The 24,970-nt window shown below is 72.6% G+C and carries 22 protein-coding genes; 5 read left to right on the top strand and 17 right to left on the bottom strand.

The features are described 5' to 3' along the window. Positions 1–91: 91 nt before the first annotated feature. Positions 92–1,072: an ABC transporter substrate-binding protein gene (locus ACFYYW_RS35230; protein WP_387655344.1), complete on the bottom strand. Its 981-nt coding sequence runs from the start codon at positions 1,070–1,072 to the stop codon at positions 92–94. 97 nt (positions 1,073–1,169) lie between these two features. Here ACFYYW_RS35230 and ACFYYW_RS35225 point away from each other — a divergent pair, with 97 nt between their 5' ends. The 3 genes from ACFYYW_RS35225 to ACFYYW_RS35215 are packed head-to-tail and all read left to right on the top strand — an operon-like array spanning position 1,170 to position 4,029. Then, the gene (locus ACFYYW_RS35225) at positions 1,170–2,198 is read left to right on the top strand and encodes an iron ABC transporter permease (protein ID WP_352324842.1); all 1,029 of its coding nucleotides are present in this window, start codon (positions 1,170–1,172) and stop codon (positions 2,196–2,198) included. Further along, positions 2,195–3,238 (top strand): FecCD family ABC transporter permease, encoded by a 1,044-nt coding sequence (locus tag ACFYYW_RS35220; protein WP_387655341.1) that lies wholly within the window; start codon positions 2,195–2,197, stop codon positions 3,236–3,238. The genes ACFYYW_RS35225 and ACFYYW_RS35220 overlap by 4 nt, the downstream gene beginning before the upstream one ends. Beyond that, entirely contained in the window at positions 3,235–4,029 is a 795-nt protein-coding gene (locus ACFYYW_RS35215) for an ABC transporter ATP-binding protein (protein ID WP_352324840.1), read from the top strand. The genes ACFYYW_RS35220 and ACFYYW_RS35215 overlap by 4 nt, the downstream gene beginning before the upstream one ends. A gap of 183 nt (positions 4,030–4,212) precedes the next feature. Here ACFYYW_RS35215 and ACFYYW_RS35210 read toward each other — a convergent pair whose 3' ends face one another. From ACFYYW_RS35210 to ACFYYW_RS35185, 6 genes are all read right to left on the bottom strand, one after another. Then, positions 4,213–5,889: a tetratricopeptide repeat protein gene (locus ACFYYW_RS35210; protein ID WP_387655338.1), complete on the bottom strand. Its 1,677-nt coding sequence runs from the start codon at positions 5,887–5,889 to the stop codon at positions 4,213–4,215. 253 nt (positions 5,890–6,142) lie between these two features. Then, complete coding sequence (gene ftsY / locus ACFYYW_RS35205; protein ID WP_352324838.1) at positions 6,143–7,318, bottom strand: signal recognition particle-docking protein FtsY; 1,176 nt, start codon at positions 7,316–7,318, stop codon at positions 6,143–6,145. 67 nt (positions 7,319–7,385) lie between these two features. After that, positions 7,386–11,087 (bottom strand): chromosome segregation protein SMC, encoded by a 3,702-nt coding sequence (gene smc / locus ACFYYW_RS35200; RefSeq protein WP_387655335.1) that lies wholly within the window; start codon positions 11,085–11,087, stop codon positions 7,386–7,388. A 161-nt stretch (positions 11,088–11,248) separates the two neighbouring features. After that, positions 11,249–11,443 carry a hypothetical protein gene (locus tag ACFYYW_RS35195; protein ID WP_026214481.1) on the bottom strand — a complete coding sequence of 65 codons (195 nt, stop codon included), beginning with the start codon at positions 11,441–11,443 and terminating at the stop codon, positions 11,249–11,251. 190 nt (positions 11,444–11,633) lie between these two features. Continuing rightward, positions 11,634–11,942, bottom strand: a complete 309-nt coding sequence (locus tag ACFYYW_RS35190) for an acylphosphatase (protein WP_352324815.1) — start codon at positions 11,940–11,942, stop codon at positions 11,634–11,636. Continuing rightward, on the bottom strand, positions 11,939–12,841 hold the full coding sequence (locus ACFYYW_RS35185) for a LysR family transcriptional regulator (RefSeq protein ID WP_387655330.1): 903 nt from the start codon (positions 12,839–12,841) through the stop codon (positions 11,939–11,941). The genes ACFYYW_RS35190 and ACFYYW_RS35185 overlap by 4 nt, the downstream gene beginning before the upstream one ends. Positions 12,842–12,935: 94 nt before the next feature. On the opposite strand from ACFYYW_RS35185, the gene ACFYYW_RS35180 reads away from it, so the two are divergent. Beyond that, positions 12,936–14,090: an MFS transporter gene (locus ACFYYW_RS35180; RefSeq protein ID WP_352324817.1), complete on the top strand. Its 1,155-nt coding sequence runs from the start codon at positions 12,936–12,938 to the stop codon at positions 14,088–14,090. Here ACFYYW_RS35180 and mutM read toward each other — a convergent pair. The 8 genes from mutM to ACFYYW_RS35140 all read right to left on the bottom strand — a co-directional run bounded on the left by mutM (position 14,038) and on the right by ACFYYW_RS35140 (position 22,052). Then, positions 14,038–14,883 (bottom strand): bifunctional DNA-formamidopyrimidine glycosylase/DNA-(apurinic or apyrimidinic site) lyase, encoded by an 846-nt coding sequence (mutM, locus tag ACFYYW_RS35175; RefSeq protein ID WP_364412625.1) that lies wholly within the window; start codon positions 14,881–14,883, stop codon positions 14,038–14,040. The genes ACFYYW_RS35180 and mutM overlap by 53 nt on opposite strands. A gap of 108 nt (positions 14,884–14,991) precedes the next feature. Next, positions 14,992–15,711, bottom strand: coding sequence for a ribonuclease III (rnc, locus tag ACFYYW_RS35170; protein ID WP_352324836.1), 720 nt, complete (start codon positions 15,709–15,711; stop codon positions 14,992–14,994). A gap of 255 nt (positions 15,712–15,966) precedes the next feature. Continuing rightward, positions 15,967–16,146 (bottom strand): 50S ribosomal protein L32, encoded by a 180-nt coding sequence (rpmF, locus tag ACFYYW_RS35165; RefSeq protein WP_033409409.1) that lies wholly within the window; start codon positions 16,144–16,146, stop codon positions 15,967–15,969. A 1-nt stretch (position 16,147) separates the two neighbouring features. Then, on the bottom strand, positions 16,148–16,717 hold the full coding sequence (locus ACFYYW_RS35160; protein ID WP_387655326.1) for a YceD family protein: 570 nt from the start codon (positions 16,715–16,717) through the stop codon (positions 16,148–16,150). 54 nt (positions 16,718–16,771) lie between these two features. After that, positions 16,772–17,248: a pantetheine-phosphate adenylyltransferase gene (coaD, locus tag ACFYYW_RS35155; RefSeq protein ID WP_352324821.1), complete on the bottom strand. Its 477-nt coding sequence runs from the start codon at positions 17,246–17,248 to the stop codon at positions 16,772–16,774. Positions 17,249–17,262: 14 nt separating this feature from the next. Further along, positions 17,263–17,829, bottom strand: a complete 567-nt coding sequence (rsmD, locus tag ACFYYW_RS35150) for a 16S rRNA (guanine(966)-N(2))-methyltransferase RsmD (RefSeq protein WP_387655323.1) — start codon at positions 17,827–17,829, stop codon at positions 17,263–17,265. A 396-nt stretch (positions 17,830–18,225) separates the two neighbouring features. Then, positions 18,226–20,406 (bottom strand): ATP-dependent DNA helicase RecG, encoded by a 2,181-nt coding sequence (recG, locus tag ACFYYW_RS35145; RefSeq protein WP_387655320.1) that lies wholly within the window; start codon positions 20,404–20,406, stop codon positions 18,226–18,228. A 101-nt stretch (positions 20,407–20,507) separates the two neighbouring features. Next, on the bottom strand, positions 20,508–22,052 hold the full coding sequence (locus ACFYYW_RS35140; RefSeq protein WP_387655317.1) for a DAK2 domain-containing protein: 1,545 nt from the start codon (positions 22,050–22,052) through the stop codon (positions 20,508–20,510). A gap of 199 nt (positions 22,053–22,251) precedes the next feature. On the opposite strand from ACFYYW_RS35140, the gene rpmB reads away from it, so the two are divergent. Further along, positions 22,252–22,437, top strand: a complete 186-nt coding sequence (gene rpmB, locus ACFYYW_RS35135; RefSeq protein WP_043618345.1) for a 50S ribosomal protein L28 — start codon at positions 22,252–22,254, stop codon at positions 22,435–22,437. Positions 22,438–22,536: 99 nt separating this feature from the next. On the opposite strand, the gene thiD is transcribed toward rpmB, so the two are convergent. Then, entirely contained in the window at positions 22,537–23,334 is a 798-nt protein-coding gene (gene thiD, locus ACFYYW_RS35130) for a bifunctional hydroxymethylpyrimidine kinase/phosphomethylpyrimidine kinase (RefSeq protein WP_364412631.1), read from the bottom strand. Positions 23,335–23,364: 30 nt separating this feature from the next. After that, positions 23,365–24,936 carry a hypothetical protein gene (locus ACFYYW_RS35125; RefSeq protein ID WP_387655313.1) on the bottom strand — a complete coding sequence of 524 codons (1,572 nt, stop codon included), beginning with the start codon at positions 24,934–24,936 and terminating at the stop codon, positions 23,365–23,367. Between the last annotated feature and the right edge of the window lie 34 nt (positions 24,937–24,970).

The following is a 24,970-nucleotide window of genomic DNA, read 5'->3' as shown; positions in this document are numbered from 1 at the left end:
GACCTCACCGGCCGGTCAGCGTCACCACAGCTCCCCGAATCAGGGACGAAATACACCTCAAGTGGTGACCCTCATCCTCATAATCAACTCACTAGGCCGCCTTGGCGGGGTCGACCGAGAAGGTCTTGGCCAGGTCGTCCAGGATGGCGTGGGCGCCCTGGATGCCCACGGCGCTCATCCAGGTCAGGTCGCTGACCTCGTGCTTGTCTCCCTTGAGCCGCCCCCACAGCGGGTTGCCGACGAACTTCTCCTTGGGGCCGTCGCTGGCCGGGTCGGGGTAGGTGGCGACGAAGATGTGGTCGGCGTCGAGGTCGGCGATGCGCTCCTGGCTGACGTCCACGGCGATGGCGTCGTCCTTGGTCGGCTGGCCCTGCGGGCGGGGGAAGCCGACGTCCTTCAGCACCACCCCGGAGTAGGACTTCTCGACGTAGAGCCGGACGGTGGGCTCACCGGCGAAGCGCACGATCGAGACGGTCGGCAGCTTCCCGCCCGCCTTCTCCTTGATCGCGGCCCCGATCGTGCCCGCGCGCTCCTCGAACGCCTTGATCCGGGAGTCGGCCAGCTCCTCCTTGCCCAGGGCGCGGCCCATGAGCCGCAGGTTCTCCTTCCAGATGGCGCCGGTCGTCTCGCTGAAGACGGTCGGCGCGATCTTCGACAGCTTGTCGTACAGGGCCTCGTGGCGGACCTTGGCCGAGACGATCAGGTCGGGCTTGAGCGCGGCGATCTTCTCCAGGCTGGGCTGCTCCAGCGTGCCGACCGGGGTCGCCTCCTTGCCGTACCGGGCGACGAGCGGGCCGAGGTAGTCGGGCAGCTTGGCGTCGATCGACCGGTAGGTGGTGTAGCCGATCACGGGGGTCTCCAGCGTGAGCACCGCGTCCACGAAGCTCTGGTCGAGCGCGACGACCCGCTTGGGCTGCCCGGAGATCTTGGTCGAGCCCATCGCGTGCTCGATCGTCCTGGCCGCCGGGTCTGCCGACGAGTCTGCCGACGGCGCGGCCGCCGGCTCCGTCGAGCCGCACGCGGCCACCCCCGCCACCAGCAGCACACCGGCCAGCACCCGCCACGCTCTCATCGGAACCCTTTCTCGAAGTAAGGCGAACCTAAATTAGGTTAGCCCTGCCTAACCTGGCATACTTCACCACGATCGGGCAAACAAGGGGAGGAAACTGGTGACCGCGCTCGCGCCCCGCCTCCACGGCATCCGGCGCCGGCGGCTCGTCCTCCTGCTCCTCCTCCTCGCCGCCGTCGCGGCCGGGGTGGTGCTGAGCATCACGGTCGGCTCGAAGTCCGTGCCGCCGGGCGACGCCTGGCAGGCTCTCACCGCGCCCACGGGCAGCGAGAACGACATCATCATCCGCTCGCTGCGCGTGCCGCGTACCGTGCTCGGGGTGCTGGCCGGGATCGCGCTCGGCGTCGCGGGCGCCCTCATGCAGGGCCACACGCGCAACCCGCTCGCCGACCCCGGCCTGCTGGGCGTCACGCAGGGCGCGGCGTTCGCCATGGTGGCCTCGATCATCCTGCTCGGCGCCTCCAGCCTGCTCGCCTACATCTGGTTCGGCCTGGCGGGCGCGCTGGTGGCCAGCGTGGCGGTGTTCGCGCTCGGCATGACGGGCGGCAGGGGCGGCCCGACCCCGGTCACGCTGGCCCTGGCCGGCACCGCGGTCAGCGCCCTGCTGTACGCCATGACCTCGGCCATCGTGCTCCTCGACGAGCAGGCCATGGACGTCTTCCGCTTCTGGCAGTCCGGCTCCATCGCCGCCAGGGGCCCCGACGTGGTCTGGCAGGTGCTGCCGTTCATCGTCGCCGGGCTGCTGCTGGCCCTGGTCAACGCCCCGGGCCTGAACGCCCTGTCGCTCGGCGAGGACGTCGCCCGCTCGCTCGGCCAGAACATCGCGCTGACCAGGACGGTCGGCGTCGCCGCCGTCACCCTGCTGTCGGGCGCGGCGGTGGCGGCCTGCGGCTCGCTGGCGTTCGTGGGCCTGATCGTGCCGCACCTGGCCCGGCCGCTGTCGGGCACCGACCACCGGTGGCTGCTGCCGTACTCGGGGCTGGTCGGGGCGGCGTTGCTGCTGGTCGCCGACGTGATCGGCCGCGTGGTCGCCCCGCCGGGCGAGCTGGAGGTCGGCGTGGTCCTCGCGCTGATCGGCGCGCCCTTCTTCGTCGCCCTGGTCCGCCGCAGAAAGCCGGTACGGCTATGACCGCGCTCCCCCTGCGCCTCGGCGCCCTGTCCTGGCGGCTGCGCCTGCGCGCCATCGGCGTCGGCGTGACCGGCCTGGCGCTCCTGCTTGTGCTCATGGCGCTGAACATGCGCATCGGCGATCTGCCGATGAGCCTGGCGGAGGTGCTCCGGGGCACCTTCGACGCCGACAGCCCGGCCCACTTCGTCATCATGGAGCTGCGCCTGCCGCGCGCCCTGACCGGCGCCCTGGTCGGCGCCGCGCTGGCGCTGTCCGGCGCGATCATCCAGTCCATCGCCCGCAACCCGCTGGCCAGCCCCGAGATCCTCGGCGTCACGACCGGCGCCTCGGTCACCGTCGTGGCCGGCGTGGTGGCCAGCGGCAGCGCCTACGGCGGCGCCAGCGGCCTGCTGGCCGACCTGGGCATCCCCGCGCTCGCCCTGCTCGGCGGCCTGCTCGGGGCGTCCGTCGTCTACGGCCTGGCCTGGCGGCGCGGCCTGGACGGCTACCGCCTGGTCCTGGTCGGCATCGGCGTGGCCGCCGTGTTCACGAACGTGAAGTTCTGGCTGCTGACCGTCGGCGACGTCAACGACACCGGCCGGGCCATGGTCTGGATCAGCGGCTCGCTCAACGGCCGCGGCTGGGAGCACGTCGTGCCCGTGGCGCTCGCGCTGGCGGTGCTCGTCCCGGCCACCCTGCTCGGCACCCGCTCGCTCGACGCGCTGCGCTTCGGCGACGACGTGGTCACCGCCCTCGGCGTGCGGGTGAACGCGGCCCGCGCCCTGCTGATCCTGGCCGCGGTGCTGCTGGCCGCGGTGGCCACCGCCTCGGCCGGGCCGATCGCGTTCGTGGCCCTGGCCGCGCCGCAGATCGCGCTCCGGCTGGCCCGCTCGGCCCGGCCGCCGCTGCTGTGCTCGGCGGTCACCGGGGCCGTGCTCACCGCGGGCGCCGACCTGATCGCCCGGACCGTCTTCTCCCCGATCGAACTGCCCGTCGGCATCGTCACGGCCGTGCTGGGCGCACCGTACCTGATCCACCTGATCTGGAGGGCACGCAAATGAGGCTGCAGGCCGCGGGCGTCAAGCTCGGCTACGGCGACCGGACCATCGTGGACGGCCTCGACCTGGGCGTCGAGGCGGGCACGGTGACCACCATCATCGGCCCGAACGGCTGCGGAAAGTCCACCCTCCTGCGCGCGCTCGGCCGCCTGCTCAAGCCCCAGGGCGGCCAGGTGCTGCTGGACGGCAAGCGCATCGACGCCATCCCCACCCGCGAGGTGGCCAAGATCCTCGGCGTGCTGCCGCAGGCGCCCTCCGCCCCCGAAGGACTCACCGTGGCCGACCTGGTCGCCAGGGGCCGGCATCCGCACCAGACGTGGTACCGGCAGTGGTCCTCCGACGACGAGTCGGCCGTCGCCGCGGCGCTGACCATGACCGGCCTGGCCGACCTCGCCGAACGCCCGCTCGACGAGCTGTCGGGCGGCCAGCGGCAGCGGGCGTGGATCTCCATGGCCCTGGCCCAGGGCACCGACCTGCTGCTGCTCGACGAGCCCACCACGTTCCTCGACCTGGCCCACCAGGTGGAGGTGCTGGAGCTCGTCCGGCACCTGCACGAGGAGGCCGGCCGCACGGTCGTCATGGTCCTGCACGACCTCAACCTGGCCGCGCGCTACGCCGACCGGCTGGTGGCCATGCGCGCCGGCAAGGTCGTGGCCGCCGGCGCCCCGCACGAGGTGCTGACCGAGGAGCTGCTGCGCGAGGTGTTCGAGCTGGACGCGAAGGTCATCGAGGATCCGGTCGCGGGCACCCCTCTCGTGGTGCCGATCGGGCCGCTCGCGGCCACGCGAGCCTGACCCGGCGACAACGCCACGCCCGCCGCGCGGCCCGGCAGCTCAGCGGACCGGGCCGGCATCCGGACACCGGCCCGCCGCCCGTCCCGGTCACCCTTCGGTGCCCGCACCCGGACACCGGCCCGCCGCCCGTCCCGGTCACCCTTCGGTGCCCGCACCCGGACACCGGTCCGCCGCGCGGCCCGGTCACCCCTCGGCCAGCGCCCGCCCGACGTCCGGGTCGCCGGGGGCCAGTTCGGCGGCTCTGAGCAGGTCCTGCCTGGCCTCCTTCGCCCGTCCCAGCTCGCGGTGGACCATCGCCCGGTTGAACAGCAGCTCGGCCGTCTCGGTCAGCTTCAGCGCGCGGGTCAGGTCGGACAGCGCGCCGTCGGGGTCGCCGCGTTCGAAGGCGAGCACGGCCCGGTTCCCCCACGCGGCGGCCAGGTCGGGGTCGATCTCCAGCGCGGCGTCGAAGGCCGCGTACGCCTCCGGGTGGCGGCCCTGGGCCGTCTCCACCTGGCCGAGCACGCAGAGCAGGTGGGCGTCGCGCGGCCGGAGCGCGAGGCCGCGCCGCACGTCCTGCCTGGCCTGCTCGTACTCGCCGTGGAGGGCGAGCAGGCCGCACCTGTTCACGTACGCGGGGGCGAAGTCGGGGTCGAGCTCCAGCGTGCGGTCGAGGTCGGCGCGGGCGCCGTCCAGGTCGCCGGCCGCGAACCGCAGCTCCGAGCGGTTGTAGTACGCCTCGGGGAAGGGCGGGCTGAGCCGCATGACGGCCTCGTAGTCGGCCAGGGCCTCCTCCGGTCTGCCCAGCTTGTTCAGCAGGTTGCCCCGGTCGAGGTAGTAGTCCGGATAGCCGGGGTCGGCGTCGATCGCCGCCGTGTAGTCGGCCAGCGCCTCCTCGTGCCGACCGGCGCCGGCCAGCAGCTGGGCCCTGTTGGCGCGCAGCACGAGCCGGTGGATCGGGTGCTCGTCCGCCAGGTGCTCGTCGGCCAGGGCGATGGCCTGCTCGACCAGCCGCAGCGCGGCGTCCGGACGGCCGGCGCGCAGCTCCACCAGGGCCTTGCCGTTGAGGTCGAAGCCCAGGTGGAAGGCGCGTTCGCGCGGGTCGGGCAGCAACGACGTGATCGTGACGGCCTCGTTGATCCACGCCATCGCCTCGCCGGGGTCGCGGCGGGCGGGGTCGTGGTGGCGTACCAGGATCATCGCGGTGGCGTAGGCGATGGTGGCCCGGTGCTTGGGGTCGGTGCTGAGGCGCCTGGCGCGGTCGTAGAGCGCGCGGGCCTCCTCCTCGCGCTCCACCGCCTCCAGGGCCGCGGCGACGCGCTGCACGAGGGTCCGCCACCCTTCGGGGTCGTCCTCGTAGGCCATGCCGCGCAGCGCCTCGGTGCCCGACTCCACCATCGCGTGATGGAAGCCCTCGTCGCGGTAGCGGTCGAAGTCGGCGCACAGCGGGCCCTCGCCGGGCGACGACGGGCCCTCCTCGACGCGCAGCAGCCCCGGGTCGAGCCGGCGGCGCAGCACCTCGACCAGCTCGCGGTCGGTGTGGTCGGCCTCGCCCAGGTTCGACACGACGAGCGTGAGCGGCCCCGTGACGGCCAGCAGCTCGCGGACGAACTCGGCCAGCCCGTTGGCGATCCTGAGGCTGCGCCGCGCCCCCGGGATGAGGATGCGCTGCCCCCTCGGCAGGTCGTCGGCGAGCGAGCGCCTGCGCGCCGGCACGAGCGGCCGCAGGCGGGGCGCCGCGACCCGGAGCTCCACGTCATGGGCGGCGACCAGGTCGGGCCGCCGGTCGAGCGCCTCGGGGACCAGAAGGTCGAGCAGCCCGGCGGCCAGCGTGTACGGCCCGGCTGCCCGGCGGTCGGCGTCCAGGGCGATCGTCCTCACGACCGCCCCCTTCCCAACGGTCGGCGTTCCCGCGTGGAAACGCCGACCCAGAGACAGGTCAAACGCTGTGCCGCGGCGAGGCGAGCGTGGAGGGCCTGACAGTCCCGGGGCGATGGACGACGATCTTCTTCATGGGCATCCCTTACGTGATCGCGGATAACCCGAACATGTCAGCACAAAGCTAACTAACGACTCAAGACTTTTCTGGTAATGGCTATTTCGGCATGAATTAGGACATGGCCGATAAACGGGGTCAGTCGCCCAGAATCGCGTCCACGAAGACATCCGGGTCGAAAGGCGCCAGATCGTCGGGCCCCTCGCCGAGCCCCACGAGCTTGACCGGCACGCCCAGCTCGCGCTGCACGGAGATCACGATGCCGCCCTTGGCGGTGCCGTCGAGCTTGGTGAGCGCGATGCCGGTGATGTTGACCACCTCGGCGAACACCTGGGCCTGGCGCATGCCGTTCTGGCCGGTGGTGGCGTCGAGGACGAGCAGCACCTCGTCGACCGTGGCCTTCTTCTCGATGACCCGCTTGACCTTGCCCAGCTCGTCCATCAGGCCGGTCTTGGTGTGCAGGCGGCCCGCGGTGTCGACGATGACGACGTCGACCTTGTCCTCGATGCCCTTGGCCGTGGCGTCGAAGGCCACCGAGGCCGGGTCGCCGCCCTCCGGCCCGCGCACGGTCTCGGCGCCGACCCGCTCACCCCACGTCTGGAGCTGGTCGGCCGCCGCCGCGCGGAAGGTGTCGGCCGCGCCGAGCACGACCGTCTTGCCGTCGCCGATGAGCGAGCGGGCGAGCTTGCCGGTGGTGGTGGTCTTGCCCGTGCCGTTGACGCCCACGACCAGGACCACGGCGGGCCGCTCGCCGTGCTTCTGCACGTGCAGGCTGCGGTCGAGGTCGGGGTTGACCTGGGCGAGAAGCTGCTCGCGCAGCAGGGCCCTGACCTCCGCGGGCGTGCGGCTGCCCAGCACCTTGACCTTGGTACGCAGCTCCTCGACCATCGCGCGGGTCGGGGCGACGCCCACGTCGGCGGTGATCAGGCTCTCCTCGATCTCGTCCCAGACGTCGTCGTCGAGCCGGTCGCGGGACAGCAGCTCCAGCAGGCCGCGGCCGAGCGCGCTCTGCGAACGCGCCAGGCGTGAGCGCAGCCGCACCATCCGCCCGGCGGACGGGGGCGGCACCTCGACCTCGGGCGCGATGACCATCGGCTCGGCCGGCTGGACCGGCGGCGGCACCGTGGTGACCGCGCCGTCGGCCTCCTCGACCGGGCCGGCGGGCCGCTTCTCCTCCTCCGGAAGCGGCGGCGCCTCCGGCGGCGGCACGGGCGGCGCCGCCTTGCCACCCGGCCTGAACAGCAGGAAGAGGCCGCCGGCCGCCAGCAGGGCGACGACGGCCACGATCACTATGACGCCGAGGTAACCATCCACAAGATGTCAGTTTTCCAGATCGACCGGCATGGTCATGCCCAAGGCACACGGATGATGACAGGCCGGATCAGGCGGATTCGCGCTCCCGCAGGCGCTGGCTGACCACCTGGGTCACGCCGTCGCCGCGCATCGACACGCCGTAGAGGGCGTCGGCGATCTCCATCGTGCGCTTGTTGTGGGTGATGACGATGAGCTGGGAGCTCTGCCGCAACTCCTCGAACAGGGTCAGCAGCCGCTGGGTGTTGGTGTCGTCGAGGGCGGCCTCGACCTCGTCCATCACGTAGAAGGGCGAGGGCCGCGCCTTGAAGATGGAGATCAGGAACGCCACTGCGGTCAGCGAGCGCTCGCCGCCCGACAGCAGGGACAGCCGCTTGACCTTCTTGCCCGGCGGCCTGGCCTCGACCTCGATGCCCGTGGTGAGCATGTCGGTGGGGTCGGTGAGCACGAGCCGCCCGTCGCCGCCCGGGAAGACCCGGCCGAAGATCTGCTCGAACTCGCGGGCGACGTCCTCGTAGGCCGAGGCGAACATCTGCTCGACGCGGTCGTCGACCTCCTTGACCACGGTCAGCAGGTCGCGCCGGGTCTTCTTGAGGTCCTCCAGCTGCGAGGTCAGGAAGGCGTGGCGCTCCTCCAGCGCGGCGAACTCCTCCAGCGCCAGCGGGTTGACCTTGCCGAGCTGGGTCATCTGCCGCTCGGCGGCCCTGGCCCGCTTCTCCTGCTCCTCCCGGACGTACGGGACCGGCGGGTCGCCGGGGACGGGCGCGTCGGGGCCGTACTCGGAGACCAGCGCCTCGACCTCGACGCCGAACTCCTCCATCGCCCGTTCCTGGAGCTGCTCCAGCCGCAGGCGCTGCTCGGTGCGGGCCACCTCGCTCCCGTGGACCCGGTTGACCAGCTTGTCGAGCTCCTGGCCCAGCTCACGCACGCGCACGCGGACCTGCTTCAGCTCGGCGTCGACGGCGACGCGGGCGAGGTCGGCGTCGTCGCGCTCGCGGGAGGCGAGCCGGATCGAGGAGGCGAGCGCCTCGAGCACCTGCCTGGCGCCCTTGCTGACCGCCTCGGCCAGCACGGCCTGCCGCCGGCGCCTGGCCCGCTGAGCGGCGGCCTGGGCGCGTTCCTGGCGCTCGCGCTGGGCGGCCCGCAACAGGCCGTCGGCCCGGCCCTCGATGCCCTTGACGCGCTCCTCGGCGGTGCGCACCTGCAGGCGGGTGTCCATCTCGCGCTGCCGGGCCGTCTCGCACGTGGCGGCCAGGTCGTCGCGCAGGTCGGTGGTGGGCTCGGTCTCCAGCTCCTGGGCGTATTCGGCCTCGGCCAGCCGGATCTCCAGCTCGGCCAGCTCCGCCAGCCCCTCGGTACGGGAGTCCTGGGCCGCGGTGACGCTGCGGGCCAGGCGTTCGGCCTCGGCGTGGGCGGCGTGCGCGGCGGCCTCCAGCTGGGCCAGCCGCCTGGCCGCCGCCGCGTTGCGCTGGTCGGCCTCCCGCTGGCGGGCCCTGACCTGGTCGAGGACGCCCTGCGCGGCGCTCACCCGGGCCTGGGCCGCGGTGACCGCGCTCTGGGCCTCGTTGACGTGCGCCTGGGCCGCCTCGACGGCCGTCTGGGCCGCCTGCTCGGCCTCGATCGCCTGGTCGAGCGCCTCGGCCGTCGCCTCCGCCGTGGCCTCGGCCACCCGCAGGTCGCGGACGGCCTCGTCGAGCGCCGCCCGCACCTGCAGGACGGAGGTGCCGCCGGCCGACCCGCCGCCGGCCACATGGGCCCCGAGCACGTCGCCGTCCTCGGTCACGACCCGCAGCTCGGGACGCCGCCCCACCAGCTCGCGGGCCGCTTCGAGGTCGGCGACCACGACGACCTTCGCCAGGACGTGGTCGAGCGCCGGCCGCAGCTCGTCGGGCACGGTGACCAGATCGGCGGCCCACCGCCCGCCCTCGGGCGGGGCGGGCCGGGATCGCGCAACCTGGGAGTGATGCGCGGTGTCCGAAACCCCGGTCTCGGCCACCAGCAGCGTGACCTGCCCGGCGTCGGCGCCGCGCAGCAGGCCGAGCGCCTCGACGGCGGTGTCGAGCGTCTTGACCGCGACGGACTCGGCGACCGGGCCCAGCACGGCGGCGACGGCCAGCTCCGCGCCCGGCGTGACCTGCATGGAGGCGGCCAGCGGGCCCAGCACCCCGGCCAGGTCGGCGTCGAGCAGCGCGGCGCCGCCGTCGCCCTTGGCCAGGCCCAGCTCCAGGGCGTCGCGGCGGGCTCGCAGCGCGGCCACCGAGCGCTGGGCCTCCTGGTCGGCGGCGCGGGCCGTGGCGACCCCCGCCTTGGCGGCCTGGACGGCGGCCCGCGGCGCGCCGAGCCCGGCCTTGGCCTCGTCGGCGGCCACGCGGGCCTCCTCGGCGGCGGCCCTGGCCTCCTCGACCACGGCCTGGGCGGTGGCCAGCTCCTCGGCCAGCGCCGGATCGGCCGCGGGCTCCTCGGCCCGCTCGTTCTCCAGGTCGGCCAGGGCCTGCCGCTCGCGCTCGGCGGCGTCGGCCACGGCCTTCTCCAGCCGCCCGATCTCCTCCTCGGCCGCGCGTGCCCTGCTGCGCACGGAGTCGACCTGGCCGCGCAGCTTGGCCAGGCCCTCGCGGCGGTCGGCGGCGGCGCGGGCGGCCATCGCCAGGCGCCGCTCCTCCGCGCCCAGCTCGGCCTCGGCCGCGGCCCGCCGCTCGACGGCCTCGGCCAGCAGCTCCTGGGCGTGTTCGAGCTCGGCCCGCAGGATGTGCTCCTGCTCGCGCGCCTCGCCCGCCTCGCGTTCGAGGTCTTCCGGGTCGCGGCCGCGGCGTTCGATGGCGGCGGCGTCGAGGGCGTGGCGGTGGCGTTCGGCGGCGAGCTGTTCCAGGCCGGTGATGCGCTCGCGCAGGGAGGAGAGCCGGAAGAAGGTCTCCTGGGCGGCGCTCAGCCGGGGCTGGGTCTCGGCCTCGGCGGCCTCCAGGGCGGCCTCGCGCTGCTGGCCCTCGGCCAGCTCGGCCTCGACCTGGTTGCGCCGGGCGGTGACGGCGGCCTCGTCGGCGGCCTCGCGTTCGAGCGTGGCGCGCAGGATGCACAGGTCGTCGGCGAGCAGCCGCAGCCGGGCGTCGCGCAGGTCGGCCTGGATGACGGCGGCCTTGCGGGCGATCTCCGCCTGGCGGCCGAGCGGCTTGAGCTGGCGGCGCAGCTCGGTGGCGAGGTCCTGGACGCGGGTGAGGTTGGCCTGCATGGAGTCGAGCTTGCGCAGCGCCTTTTCCTTGCGCTTGCGGTGTTTGAGCACGCCCGCGGCCTCTTCGATGAAAGCGCGGCGGTCTTCGGGCCCGGCGTGCAGCACGGCGTCGAGCTGGCCCTGGCCGACGATGACGTGCATCTCGCGGCCGATGCCCGAGTCGGACAGCAGCTCCTGGATGTCGAGCAGGCGGCAGGTGTCGCCGTTGATGGCGTATTCGCTCTGCCCCGACCGGAACATCAGCCGGCTGATCGTGACCTCGGTGTAGTCGATCGGCAGCGCGCCGTCGGAGTTGTCGATCGTCAGCGTCACCTCGGCCCGGCCCAGGGGCGGCCTGGAGGAGGTGCCGGCGAAGATGACGTCCTCCATCTTGCCGCCGCGCAGCGACTTGGCGCTGTGCTCGCCCATGACCCAGGCCAGGGCGTCGACGACGTTGGACTTGCCCGAGCCGTTGGGGCCGACGACGCACGTGATGCCGGGTTCGAGGCGCAGGGCGGTCGCGGAGGCGAAGGACTTGAAGCCGCGCAGGGTGAGGCTCTTCAGGTACAAACGCCGACCCTCCTCCCCGGCCTCGGCTGAACGGGCTTCGGAAAAGCCTACTGGTCCCGGCCGCCGCTCGTGGGCATGTCGATGACCAGCGCTTTTTCACCAGGGAAAATAACAAGGGACGCCTCTTCGAGACGTCCCTGGGTCTTGCGCTCCGATCACTCTCAGGTGAGTGCCGGCTCGCGCTCCTGCAAGCGACTGAGCGCTTCGTCGCGGGTTTGCGCCGCAAGAGCGTCATTCGTGGCCTGAAGTCGGATGAGTTCTGCCTCCAGATCCCGGATACGCTGCTGCAAGCGGCGCATCTCCGAGACCATCCGAGGGTCAGGACCGCCGACGTGGCCGAGTAGAGCCTTCGCCATGGTAAAGGGTCCTCCACGCTGAGTGACCAGACTGGTTCGCGCACTTCTATTCCGCGGGAGGGGTGCGCGTGGTACTTAACAAGAGTCGCACCGGCAGTGTGGGCGGTCAAGTCGATCCAACCGCAACGCCCTACTGATAGGCACTCCCGACATACAACTATACCCTATTTGGGCCGTTTAGCAAAAGCGACTACCGCTCTACAAAACCGCCCAAACTACCTCGGGGTTCACTCCATCGTTCCACTACTCCATCGACCCTTCCCGGCGTGTCGCAACCTTTGAGCAGCTCCAACAGCTTGACGCACGCCTCCCGCGGGCCCTCGGCGACGACCTCGACCCGGCCGTCGTCGGTGTTCCGCGCCCAGCCGGTCAGGCCGAGCTCCAACGCCCTCGCGCGCGTCCACCACCGGAAGCCCACCCCCTGGACCCTCCCCCGCACCCAGGCGGTTACTCGGACGTTTTCCGAACCTTTGTCGCCATTACTCTTCGTATCCGTCATGCCGCCACCGTCTCATGCCGCCGTACGACTTCCATGGCCAACTCGTTGAAGGCCAGGATCGAGGCCGTACGTCCGGCGCGCAGCCAGGCCAGGCCCAGGATCGACGGAGGCAGGCCGTCGACCGGCACGAACGCGATGTCGGGACGGCGATGGTGGTCGGCGCTCGGCTTGCAGAAGAGCATGCCGCCGCGGTTCAGCGCGACCTGCGTCAGGCCCTCCTGGGTGGTGGCCACCGAACCGGCCCGCGCGATCGGCCGTCCGGACGGGGTGAGGGTGGGGGCGATGTGCTCCTGCCAGCGGCGCGGCGCGGGGTCGTCGAGGCCGAACAGGGCCACCGAGGCCAGCTCCTCGGCGCCGAGGACGGCGCGGCCGGCCAGCGGATGGCGTACCGACAGCCCCAGCTCGACCGGGCAGTGGTTCAGCTCGGCGCCGCCCTCCAGGTCGGGCTCCTCCAGCGGGAGCAGCGTGAACGTCAGATCCACCCGCCCCTCGCGCAGCTTGCTGAACGGGTCGGAGAGCGGCACCTCGACCAGCTCCACCATGCAGCCGGGATACCGCCGCTCGAACGCCGCCACGCTGCCGGTGACGATCTCGGTCGGCGTGGCCAGGAACCCCACCCGCAGCAGGCCCGCGACCTCCCGCGCCGAGGCCGTGGCCCGCGACACGGCCGCCGCCATGCCGTCGTAGGCGGGCCGCAGGTCGGCCAGGAAGCGCCGGCCGAGCGGCGTCAGGCCCACCCGCCTGCTGGTGCGGTCGAACAGGCGGCCGCCGATCCGGGTCTCCAGCGACCCGATGAGCTGGCTCACCCGGCCCGGCGACAGATAGAGGCGCTCGGCCGTACGCGCGAAGTGCAGCTCCTCGCTCAGCACGACGAAGCACTCCAGTTCCCTGAACTCCATGCCACTCCCCCGGACGCGATCACTTAGCCTGCCTAAAGCAAGGCTTCGAGCTTCGTCATTGTTCCCCTCCCGGCCGATGAGGAGGCTGAACGGCATGACGACTCTTGAGACCTCCACCGTCGCGCGGGCCCGCTGGCTCGCCGTCCTCGCGGTCGCGGTGGGCACCTTCACCATCGTGACCAGCGAGATGCTGCCCGTCGGCCTGTTGACCTCGATCGCCGCCAGTCTGGGGGTGTCCGACGGCACGGCCGGGCTGATGGTGTCGCTGCCGGGGCTGGTCGCGGCCGTCTCGGCCCCCGTGCTGGCCCTGGCCACCCGGCGGCTGGACCGGCGCGTCCCCTTGCTCGGCCTGATGGCGTTGCTCGCGGTGGCCAACCTGGCGGCGGCGTTCGCGACGAGCTTCCCCGTCATGCTGGGCGCGCGGGTGCTGACCGGCATCAGCATCGGCGGGTTCTGGGCCTTCGCGGCCGGGCTGGGCCTGCGACTGGTGCCCGAGCGCTCGGTGGGCAGGGCCACGTCGGTGATCCTCGGCGGCGTGTCGGTGGCCTCGGTGCTCGGCGTGCCGGCGGGCACGCTCATCGCCTCGGCGGCGGGGTGGCGCACGTCGTTCGCGGTCATGGGCGGGCTGGCGCTGGTGCTGCTCGGGCTGCTGGCCGTCGTGCTGCCGCCGATGCCGGGCGAGGACGCCTCCGGCGGCTCCCGCGCGCCGCTGCCGGGGGCGCTGCGGGTCGTGCTGGCGGCGACCGTGCTGATCATCACCGGGCACTTCGCGGCCTACACCTACGTCCGGCCGTTCCTGGAGCAGGTCGCGGACGCCGGCCCCGGCCTGGTCAGCGTCGCCCTGCTGGTGTACGGCGCGGCCGGCGTCGTCGGCAACTTCGTCGCGGGCGCCAGGGCGGCCCGGGACCCCAAGCCGGTACTGATCGTCCTGGCTCTGCTCATCGCGGCTTCCACGGCGGCGCTGGCGCTGGTCGGGCTGCCGCTGGTCATGCTCGTCGTGTGGGGTCTCGGCTACGGCGGCGTCGGCGTGGCGCTGCAGCTGTGGATCATGCGTTCGGGCGGCGGCGAGCTGGGCACCGCGCTGTTCGTGGGGGCGTTCAACGTCTCCATCGCGCTCGGCTCGTTCGTGGGCGGCCGGGTGGTGGACGGCGTGTCGATCTCGTCGGTGATGTGGCTGGGCGCCGCGCTGGCCCTGCTCACCGCGGCTTTCGCTGGCATTTGGGGCAGGAGTACGACGACCGGTTCATGAACGCCTCCCGCCTGATGGGCGTGCCGCAGCGCGAGCACGGCAGGTCGCGGCGGCCGTAGACCTCCAGCGACCGGTCGAAGTAGCCGCTCTCGCCGTTGACGTTGACGTAGAGGCTGTCGAAGGAGGTGCCGCCCTGCTGGAGGGCGGCGCCCATCACCGTGCGCACGCCGGCCAGCAGCTCGGCGATCTTCGGACGGGTGAGCGTCTCGGTGGGACGGGCCCAGTGGAGCCGGGCGATCCACAACGCCTCGTCGGCGTAGATGTTGCCGACGCCGCTGATCAGCGACTGGTCCAGCAGCGCCCGTTTGATCTCGGTGCGCCTGGCCCTGAGCCGGCGGGTGAACTCCGCCTCGTCGAACGACGCCTCGAACGGGTCGGGCGCGATGTGCGCGATCGGCGCGGGCACACCGCCGACGAGCGGGGTCAGCATGACGTGGCCGAACGTGCGCTGGTCGACGAAGCGCAGGTCGGGGCCGCCGTCCTCGAAGCGGAGGCGGACGCGCAGATGCTTCTCGGGGGGCGTCTGCGGATCGACGACGAGCAGCTGGCCGCTCATGCCCAGATGGGCCAGCAGGGCCTCCTCGCCGCCCGACAGGGGCAGCCACAGGTATTTGCCGCGGCGCTCGGCCGACAACACCGTACGGCCCTTCAGGCGGGCGGTGAACTCGTCGGCCCCGGGGACGTGCCGCCTGATCGCGCGCGGGTGGAGCACCTCCGCGGCGGCGATCTCGCGGCCGACGACCCATTGCGCCAGGCCGCGCCTGACGACCTCGACCTCTGGCAGCTCAGGCACCGTGCACCAACCGTCCTCTCGACTTCCCCGGCCGCGGGGCATGCCGCGGCGGGGACGGATCCGCAGTCACAACGCCGGACGCCGGCCGGGGCTTCCCGTAGGCCGGGGTCAGCTCGCGGGCTGGCTCTCGCGCTGCTCGCGGCGGGCCCGGATGCGCGTCCAGGCCGCCTCGGCCGCCTGCTGCTCGGCCTCCTTCTTGCTGCGCCCGCTGCCCGAGCCGTAGGACTCGCCGCCCACCCGCACCATGGCCGTGAACGACTTGGCGTGGTCGGGGCCGCTCTCCTCGACGTGGTACTCGGGCACGCCGAGCGCCTCGGAGGCGGTGAGCTCCTGCAGGGACGTCTTCCAGTCGAGCCCCGCGCCCAGCGAGGCCGAGCGCACGATCAGCGGGTCGAACAGCAGGTGGACGACCCGGAACGCCTCGTCGAGGCCCTTGTCCACGTAGATCGCGCCGATCAGCGCCTCCAGCGTGTCGGCCAGGATCGAGGACTTGTCGCGCCCGCCGGTGCCCTCCTCGCCCCTGCCGAGCCGCAGGAACCGGCCGAGCCCCAGGTTGCGGGCGACGTCGGCCAGCGCGCGCATGTTGACCACGGCGGCGCGCAGCTTGGCGAGCTGCCCCTCGGGCAGGTCGGGATGGTTGCGGTAGAGGGTGTCGGTGACCACGAGACCCAGCACCGAGTCGCCGAGGAACTCCAGGCGCTCGTTGGTGGGCAGGCCGCCGTTCTCATAGGCGTAGGAGCGGTGCGTCAGGGCCCGCTCGAGGATGTCGGGGTCGAGGCCGACGACCAGGACCCGCTGCAGCTCTTCCCTGGCGACCTCCACGGCCACCGGCTTAGGACCTGCTCCCACGTGTTTCCTCCTCGGACATCTTCACAAGGCGGCCGCGGAAGATGCCCGAAAACGTGGTGGGCGTCGGGGTAACGGGTAGCCCCGGCGTCCACCACGGCCGCGGGCGAACCGCCGCCGTACGCATCTACAGACGTTAACGCCGACCGAGGCACAATGGCACCCGGTCGGCATCACGTCAACTGCTGACGGTGAAACCCGCCGCCGGCATGACGGGCGGGCCTGCTGTCAGTGTGATCAGGCGGACGGCTCGATGACCTGACGACGGTTGTAGGTGCCGCAGGTGGGGCACGCGATGTGCGGCTGCTTGGGCGAACGGCACTGCGGGCAGCTCACCAGGGCGACAGCAGTCGTCTTCCACTGGGAGCGACGGGCGCGGGTGTTGCTCCGCGACATCTTTCGCTTCGGGACGGCCACGTCACTTCTCCTGATCGTTATCGTTCTCGGAAATCAGACCTTGCAACGACGCCCAGCGGGCATCGATCTTCTCGTGCCGGTGATCGGCGCCGGCCTCGGCCAGCTTGATCCCGCACTCCGTGCAGAGCCCCTCGCAGTCCTCGCGGCACACGGGGCTCAGCGGCAGTGCGAGCACCACCGCGTCACGGAACGTCGGCTCGAGGTCGAGCAGCTCCCCGTCGAGCAGTGAGTCGTCCTCCGAGGCGTCCTCGTCGGAGTAGAAGAACAGCTCCTGCAGATCGACCTCGATGTCCGAGGTGATCGGGTCAAGGCACCGCGCGCACTCCCCGGCGAGCGGGGCGTGCGCCGTGCCCGAGACGAGCACGCCTTCCATCACTGCTTCGAGCCGGAGGTCCAGCTCGACTTCGGCGTCCTTGGGGACACCGATCATGTCGACGCCGAGGTTAGCCGGTGCCGGAAGGGACAGGGTCATCTGCCGCATCGTGCCCGGTCGCTTCCCCAGGTCATGAGTGGAGAGCACCCAAGGGGAGCGGGGGTCGAGGTGCTGAGTCATCCTGCTCTCGCTAGGCATGGCGAAGACGCTCGCCGTCGTACAAGGCCGAAATGAAAGGATACCAGGTCGCGGTCAGCCCCTGAGACGCTCGATGAGCAGCTTGTGCACCAGGTCAGGGACCAGGCCGGACACGTCGCCACCATACCGCGCGATCTCCTTGACCCGGCTGGAGGACAGGAAGGAGTACTCGGGATTGGTGGGCATGAAGAGCGTCTCGACGCCCGAGAGACGGTAGTTGAGCTGGGCCATCTGCAGCTCGTAGTCGAAGTCGCTGACGACCCTGATGCCCTTGACGATGGCGGGGATGTCGTTGTGCTTGCAGAAGTCCACCAGCAGGCCGTGGAACTTCTGCACCTTGACGTTGGGGTACTCCTTCGTCACGGTCTGAAGGATCTCGATCCGTTCGTCGACCGTGAACAGGCTGCTCTTCTCGATGTTGATGAGGACCGCCACGACCACCTCGTCGTACAGGCGGGCCGACCGGCCGATGATGTCGAGATGGCCATTGGTGATGGGGTCGAACGACCCCGGGCAGACAACGCGGCGCAAGACGCCTCCCAGGTCTACGGGTTCCCGGCGGCGCGACCGTACCAAACGGATGCTTCACCGTATCTACGGACCCTCTCCTCAACATAACCTTCCGGCCACATCAAGGACTTTCCCCTCGTTTCCCGCTCGAATGCCACAAGCCCCTCCTCCACCAGCCAGCCGTTGTCGCGCAGCAGCTCCAGGACCCGCGTGACCTCGCCGTCACCCAGCGCGTACGGCGGATCGGCGAAGACGATGTCGTACGGCTCCTCCGGCGGCCTGGCCAGGACCCGCTCGACCTTGTCGGCCACCAGCTCGGCGCCTTCCAGGCCGAGCGACTGGATGTTGGCCCTGATCGTCCGGATCGCCTTGGCGTCGGACTCGACGAGCAGCGCGTGGGCCGCGCCCCTGGACAGCGACTCCAGGCCCACGGCGCCGGAACCGGCGTACAGGTCCAGCACGCGGGCCTCGCGCAGGCCGTACAGGGAGTCGAGGGTCAAGAAGATGCCTTCCCTGGCCCTGTCGCTGGTCGGCCTCGTGCCCCGCCCCGGCGGCACGGCCAACCGCCGCCCACCCGCGCTCCCCGCGATGATCCGAGTCATAAGGCCCATTGTTCCGCATGTTCGCCCAGGTCAAGAGTGGACAAGTGTCGGCCTCGACTGCGCAAGGGTGATTCACATCGGCCGGATCGGCCCGCATGATGAGTCTGCGGCCTTCAAGGTGACCCACATGAAGGCCGACCGGCGTGATCGTGAGCCCTTCCGCACGCCGGTTCCCTCGGCACCTGACCCGAGGGTGGGCCCAGCCGGGGACGGCATTCGGGGGGAGGCCGTCCCCGCGGCTGGGCCTTTGACTTCTTCTTCTTTTACGGCTTCGCGTGGTCTTCCCACCCGCCTTGCTTCGGCTGATGGCCCTCCATGTGACGGCCTCTGACCCTTCACCGGCTCGCCGCCGTCACGCGAGCCTTCGTTGACCGGCTCCGTGGTTCTCCCGGGCCTTCACGTCTTCTCCAAGTACTCCGCCTTCTCGTCCTCCAGAAGGCGGGCTATCTCGGCGCGCAAGCCCTCATGGTGGGCCAGTTCGGGGTCGTCCGACAGGAGCTTTGCGGCTTCGTCCCGCGCTGTTGCGATGACGTCTTCGTCTCTCAGGAGCTGCAGGAGCTTCAGCGAGCTGCGCTTGCCCGACTGGGCCGCCCCCAGGACGTCGCCCTCGCGGCGCTGCTCCAGGTCGACGCGGGACAGCTCGAAGCCGTCGAGCGTGGCGGCCACCGCGTCGAGGCGGGCGCGGGCCGGGGTGCCCTCGGGGAAGTCGGAGACCAGCAGGCACAGGCCGGGCAGGCCGCCCCGGCCCACCCGCCCGCGCAGCTGGTGGAGCTGGGAGACGCCGAACCGGTCGGCGTCCATGATGATCATCACCGAGGAGTTGGGCACGTCGACGCCCACCTCGATGACGGTGGTGGCGATCAGCACGTCGAGCTCGCCCCTGGTGAAGGACCGCATGATCGCGTCCTTCTCCTCCGGCGGGAGCTTGCCGTGCAGGGTGCCGACCCGCAGGTCCTGGAACGGGCCCTGGGTGAGCAGCTCGGCGACCTCCAGCACGGCCAGCGGCGGACGGCGGTCGTCGTCGCCCCCGGTCGCCGCCAGGTCGCCCTCGTCGCCCTCCAGGTCGCCGATCCGCGGGCACACGATGTACGCCTGCCTGCCCAGCTCCACCTCCTCGCGCACCCGCTGCCAGGTGCGTTCGAGATAGTGGGGCTTCTCGGCGGCCGGCACGACGTGCGTGGTGATGGGCGCGCGCCCCGACGGGAGCTGCGACAGCGTCGAGACCTCAAGGTCGCCGAAGACCGTCATGGCGACCGTGCGCGGGATCGGGGTCGCGGTCATCACCAGCACGTGCGGACGGCCCCCGCCCGCCTTCTCGCGCAACGCGTCACGCTGCTCCACGCCGAAGCGGTGCTGCTCGTCGACCACGACCAGCCCCAGGTCGGCGAACTGCACGTGCTCCTGGAGCAGGGCGTGCGTGCCGACCACGATGCCCGCCGTGCCCGAGGCCGCGTCGAGCAGCGCCGCGCGCCGCGCGGCCGCGCCCATCGAGCCCGTCAGCAGCGTGACTGCCGTGCCGCCGAACATGCCGCCCTGGGCCAGCTCGCCCAGCATGTTGGTGATCGAGCGGTGGTGCTGCTGGGCCAGCACCTCCGTCGGGGCCAGCAGCGCGGCCTGGCCGCCCGCGTCGACGACCTGGAGCATCGCGCGCAGCGCCACGACGGTCTTGCCCGCGCCCACCTCGCCCTGCAGCAGCCGGTGCATCGGGTGCTCCAGCGCCAGGTCGGCCGCGATCTCCTCCCCCACCTGCGCCTGCCCCTCGGTGAGCGAGAACGGCAGCCGCCCGTCGAAGTCGGCCAGCATGCCGTCGGAGCGCCTCGGACGCGGCTTGGCCGGCCAGGCCGTGGCCGCCTGGCGGCGCTGGAGCAGCACCGCCTGCAGCACGAACGCCTCGTCGAACTTCAGCCGCTTGCGCGCCCGGCCCACCTCGGCGAGGTCTTTGGGCCGGTGGATGGCCATCAGCGCGTCGGCGAGCGGCTGGAGGCCGTGCCTGGCCCGCAGGTCGGCGGGCAGCGGGTCGTCGAGCGGGCCCAGCGTGTCGAGCACCACGCCGACCGCCCGGCGGATCGCCCACGGCGTCACGTCCTTGCCCGCCGGGTAGATCGGGACAGGCGCGGACGCGAACTCCTCGGCGCTCGCCTCGGCCTCCTCCTCGAACAGCTCGAACTCGGGGTGCGAGAGCTGCCAGCGCGGCTTGGAGCGCGCCCCGAACAGGCCCACCTTGCCGGCGAACATGCCGCGCCGCCCTGGCTTGAGCCGCGACTCGGCCACGTGGGAGCCCTTGCCGAAGAACGCCAGGTAGATGCGGTTGCCGTTGCCGTCGACGACCTCGGCCTCCAGCCACGTGCCGCCGCGGTTGCGCATGGGCTTGCGCATCAGCCTGGTCACCTCGCCGACCACGGTGACGTGCTCGTCGACCTCCAGCGCGTCGAGCGAGGTCAGCTCGCCGCGCTCGGCGTAGCGGCGCGGGTAGTGGCGCAGCAGGTCGCCGACCGTCTCCAGGCCGAGCACGCTGTGCAGCAGCTTGGCGGTCTTCGGGTCGAGCGCTTTGGTCAGGGGCTCGTCGAAACGGCTCACGGGATCCAGTTCTACCGCCTGCGGCCGACAGGAATCCCGCACCGGGCCCCGGAGCGGGCCCGTGCCGGGCCCCGAGCCGCCCGCGGAAGGGGGCCGCGCCGCTACTCGACGCCGATCAGCAGCGGGTAGCCGCCCTGCTCGCCGTCGTAGACGACCAGGTCGACGTCCGGCCGCGTGCGCCGCAGGTGGTCCTCCAGCCGGACGGCCAGCCGTTCGGGCAGGCCGGAGCCGGTGACCAGGGTCACCAGCTCGCCGCCGCCGGCCACCATCCTGTCGATGATCAGCCTGGCCACGCGCTCCAGGTCGCCGCCGATCACCGCCACGTCCCCGTCGATCAGGCCCAGCACGTCGCCCGGCCGGCACACGCCCGCGCTGGTGAACGCCTCCCTGTCCGCCACCGCCAGATGTCCGTACCTGGTGTGGCCGGCGGCGTCCGTCATGGCGACCACGTCGTCGTCGAACCGGCGCAGCGGGTCGTGCACGGCCAGCGCCGACAACCCCTGCACGGTCGCCCTGGTCGGCAGGACGCTGACGACCACGCCGTCCTCGCGGGCGATCTCCGCCGCCGCGACGGCGACCGCGAGCACGCCCTCGTCGTTCGGCAGCACGGCCACCTCGGCGCCCGCCTGCCTGATCGCGGCCAGCAGCTCCGGGAGCGCGGGCCGGGTGCCGGGATCGCGGCGCACCACGACCGCGCCGCTCTCCTCGAACAGGGCCGCGATCCCGTCGCCGGCCGCCACCGCCACCACGCCCCTGCCCGCCCCGCCCCGGTGCGTGCGCTCGGCCAGGTAGGTGATCCTGACCCGGTGCGGACGCCCCGCCCGCAGCCCCGCCTCCACGGCCGCCCCCGCGTCGGCCACGTGCACGTGCACGTTCCACAGGCCCTCGCCGCCCACCACGACCAGCGACTCGCCCATGGCGTCGAGCTCCTCGCGAAGCCCGGCCACCGCGCGCTCGTCGGCGTCCAGCAGGTACATCACCTCGTAGCCGGCGCCCACCTCGGTCATCGGCGTGACGCGCCCGGTCGGCGCCGGCACGTCGTAGTGGTCGCTGTAGGAGTCGGTGAGCACGGCGGCCAGGGTCTCCAGCACGATCGCCGCCCCCGCGCCGCCCGCGTCCACGACCCCGCTGCGGGCCAGCACGTCGAGCTGCCCCGGCGTGCGGCGCACCGCCGCCCGTGCCTCCCGCGCCGCCTGCCGCGCCACCTCGCACGCGTCGCCGTCGGCGTCCTGGGCGGCCCGGGCGGCCGACTCCAGCACGGTCAGCACGGTGCCCTCGACCGGCCTGGCCACGGCCTGCCTGGCCAGCGTGGCCGCCCTGAGCAGGCCGGCCCGCAGGTCGGAACCGTCCTTGAGCACCTCGGCCAGCCCGCGCAGCGCCTGGCTGACGATGACCCCCGAGTTGCCGTGCGCCCCGACCAGCGCCCCGTAGGCGAGCGTCTGCCACACCACGGCCGCGTCGACGTCGTCGGGCAGGGACTCGACGGCCTCGGCCGCCGACAGCATGGTGAGGTGCAGGTTCGTGCCGGTGTCGCCGTCGGCCACGGGGAACACGTTGAGTGCGTCGATCTCCGGTCTCGCCCGGCCGAGGGCGTCGGCGGCCAGGCGGGCCCAGCGGCGCACCGCGGGCGGGTCGAGGGCCTTCATCTGCGCTCCTTCGACCTCCCCGCATGCGCTACCTTGTTGGAGGAGAATATCCCCGCACCGGCCACCGTCCAGTGCTCTGGTTCGCGCCCAATGGTGTGGATCAGATATTCTCGTCTGGCTGGCCGGTTGTCCCGGCATGCCCTCCGCCCGGAAAGCATCAGCGGACAGGGCTACATCGACTGTTTTAAGGAGCGATACCGTGGCTTCCGTCTGCGATGTCTGCCGCAAGGGGCCGACCTTCGGCAACAACGTGTCCCACTCGCACCGCCGTACCCGTCGTCGTTGGAACCCCAACATCCAGACGGTCCGCGCGGTCGTCGGCGGCACGCCGAAGAAGCTGAACGTGTGCACGTCGTGCATCAAGGCGGGCAAGGTCACCCGCTAGTTCTCGTCTTTCGCGAAGCCCGTCGCTCCTGATCATGGGAGCGACGGGCTTTCGTCGTGCCCGCCGCCCCGCTCGGGGGGCGGGCTCACATAGGCTCGGTCAGCGCCAGCGCCAGGCGTGGTCCACCGGGCCGATGCCGGAGCCCAGGGGGAAGCCGCGGGCGATCGCGCCCGTCACGTACTCCTTGGCCCTCCCCACGGCCGTCGGGACGTCGTCGCCGAGCGCGAGCCGGGAGGCCAGGGCCGAGGCGAGGGTGCAGCCCGTGCCGTGGGTGTGCCGGTTGTCGAGGCGTTCGGCGGCGAAGCGGTGCTCGGTCGTGCCGTCGGTCAGGAGGTCGACGGGGGCGCCGGGCAGATGGCCGCCCTTGATGAGGGCCCAGGACGGGCCCAGCGCGAGCACGGCGTCGGCGGCCCGGCGCAGATCGTCCTCGTCCTCGACCTTGACGGACGTGAGCTGCTCCACCTCCCACAGGTTCGGCGTCACGACCGTGGCCACGGGCAGCAGGCGCGTCCGCAGCGTGTCGACGGCCTCGGGGGCGAGCAGCGAGTCGCCGTGCTTGGACACCCCGACGGGATCGACCACCACCGGCGCGTCATAGGCCCCCAGCACCTCGGCCACCGTCTCCACCAGCACCGGCGAGGCCAGCATGCCGGTCTTGACGGCCTGCGCCCCGATGTCGCCCAGCACGGAGTCGAGCTGCGCCCGCACGGCCTCGGGCGGCAGCTCCCAGTAGCCCTGGACGCCCAGCGAGTTCTGGGCCGTGACGGCGGCGATCACGCTCATGCCGTGCACGCCCATCGCCATCATGGTCTTCAGGTCGGCCTGGATGCCCGCGCCGCCTCCGGAATCGGAGCCCGCGACGGTCAGCACACGTGGAGGGGTCGTCATGAACCCCATCCAACCACCCGACCGGCACTCGCCAGGCACTCAGCCGATCGCGCACTCCCCGCCGACCAGCCCGCACGCGCCGGGCTCCTGCGCCTTGCCCGTCGCCGAGTACGTCACGTCCACCGAGTCCCCGGCGGCCAGCGAGCCCGATAGGTCGATGATCAGCAGGTCGCCGTCCTGGGTCCAGGAGCCGCCGTTCACGCCCGTGACGCGGCCCTCGACCGGGACGGAGAAGGTGGCGTTCGCCAGCGGGGCCGGCGACTGGTTGGTGACGCGCAGCGTGGCCGAGTACGAGGCGAGCCGCTGCTTGACCGTCTGCCGCACGTTGACCGAGCCGCCGCTGCCGCCGTTCCCGGAGGTCGAGGTGGCCGCGGGCGCGGGGCTGCTGCCCACCGTGGGGACGACGCCGGTGTCGGAGTTGCCCAGCGGCGTGCCGTCGTCGGTCGGGGCCTCGGAGATCGTCTCCTGGGGCGGCGGCTCCGGCTGCCGCGTCGGCTTGGCCGAGGCCTTCGTCCGCGTCCTGGTGGGCGTGGGGGTGGGGGCCGTGCTGCGGCGCGGGGCGCGGTTGCCGACCGTGGGGGCGGTGGTGGTCGGGGCGTCGGAGGGCGTGCTCGACTCCTCGTCCTCCGTCGGCTCCTCGGAGGGCTCTTCCTCCTCCGTGCCGGGGTCGGAGACCGCGGCGGTCGAGGGGCTGGTGCTGGTGTGGACGGCGGCGCAGCTCGCGCCCGCGCACTTGCCGGAGTCGCCGGAGGAGCTCATGAGCTTCACCCCGGCGACCGTGCCGCCGAGCACGACGGCCACGGCGGCGACCGACAGCAGCGCCATGCGGGCCCTGCCCTTGCCGCTGCCGCCGCCGGCGGGCGCGTTCAGGCCGTCGTCGTCGCCACCGCCGCCGCCGGACGACTTGCGCCGGCCGCCGCGGCGACGGCCACGAGACTCGTCGGACTCGTCCAGGTCGTCGAGGTCCTGGTCGGAGGACCAGCCCGAACGCAGGAAGCCGGTCTCGGCCTCCGCCCAGGCGGGCGTGTGCGCGGCGGTCGGCTCCCCGGCCACCTTCACGTCACCGGGCTCCGGCGGCCTGCCGTGGAAGGCGGTGTCGGACCCGGCGGGCACGTCGAACCTGGCGGTGCTCCCGGACTCCGGCACGTCGAACCTGGCGGTGCCGCCAGGGCCCGGCACGTCGAACCTGGCCGTGCCGCCCGGTTCCTGCGCGTCGAACGGGCCGGTGTTGCGCCGGGGGGCGTCGAAGGGGCCCGTGGTGCGGCCGGAGGCGTCGAAGCTCGGCGGCGGCCCGAAGGCGGACGTGGCGTCGGGCTGGGCAGAGGGGCCGACGGCGTCCCAGTCGGCCGGACGGGCGAACGCGCCCGTCACCTCGAACGGCCCGGCCCCGTTGGGCTCAGGGTAGGGGGACCCGGAGAACTGGGGGCCGTTCGGCGGCGGAAAGGGGCCGGAGGGGGCGTCGGACGGCGGGACCTTCGGGGCGGCGTCGGCGGGCACGGCGAAGGCACCCGTGGTCTCGAACGGCTCGGGCTGCCTGCCGCGCTGCGGCGGGCCGTCCTCGCGGCGCGGCATCGGGGCCCACTGCCCCGTCACCTCGACCTGGTCCGGCAACGCCGGCCAGCCCGGCGCCTCGGCCGGCTCGTCG

The sequence above is a fragment of the Nonomuraea sp. NPDC001831 genome, assembly GCF_042892035.1.
GTDB lineage: Bacteria > Actinomycetota > Actinomycetes > Streptosporangiales > Streptosporangiaceae > Nonomuraea.
The sequence above is the reverse complement of the archived record's forward strand: the minus strand, read 5'-3'. Positions and strand labels throughout refer to the sequence as shown.

Coding starts and splice junctions, on each gene's coding strand:
- ACFYYW_RS35220 (WP_387655341.1), top strand. CDS start 2,195: ATGACCGCGCTCCCCCTGCGCCTCGGCGCCCTGTCCTGGCGGCTGCGC.
- ACFYYW_RS35195 (WP_026214481.1), bottom strand. CDS start 11,443: ATGGCGAAGGCTCTACTCGGCCACGTCGGCGGTCCTGACCCTCGGATG.
- ACFYYW_RS35215 (WP_352324840.1), top strand. CDS start 3,235: ATGAGGCTGCAGGCCGCGGGCGTCAAGCTCGGCTACGGCGACCGGACC.
- ACFYYW_RS35140 (WP_387655317.1), bottom strand. CDS start 22,052: ATGAAGGCCCTCGACCCGCCCGCGGTGCGCCGCTGGGCCCGCCTGGCC.
- ACFYYW_RS35180 (WP_352324817.1), top strand. CDS start 12,936: ATGACGACTCTTGAGACCTCCACCGTCGCGCGGGCCCGCTGGCTCGCC.
- ACFYYW_RS35160 (WP_387655326.1), bottom strand. CDS start 16,717: ATGCCTAGCGAGAGCAGGATGACTCAGCACCTCGACCCCCGCTCCCCT.
- thiD (WP_364412631.1), bottom strand. CDS start 23,334: ATGGGGTTCATGACGACCCCTCCACGTGTGCTGACCGTCGCGGGCTCC.
- ACFYYW_RS35190 (WP_352324815.1), bottom strand. CDS start 11,942: ATGACGGATACGAAGAGTAATGGCGACAAAGGTTCGGAAAACGTCCGA.
- ACFYYW_RS35185 (WP_387655330.1), bottom strand. CDS start 12,841: ATGGAGTTCAGGGAACTGGAGTGCTTCGTCGTGCTGAGCGAGGAGCTG.
- ACFYYW_RS35230 (WP_387655344.1), bottom strand. CDS start 1,072: ATGAGAGCGTGGCGGGTGCTGGCCGGTGTGCTGCTGGTGGCGGGGGTG.
- rsmD (WP_387655323.1), bottom strand. CDS start 17,829: ATGACTCGGATCATCGCGGGGAGCGCGGGTGGGCGGCGGTTGGCCGTG.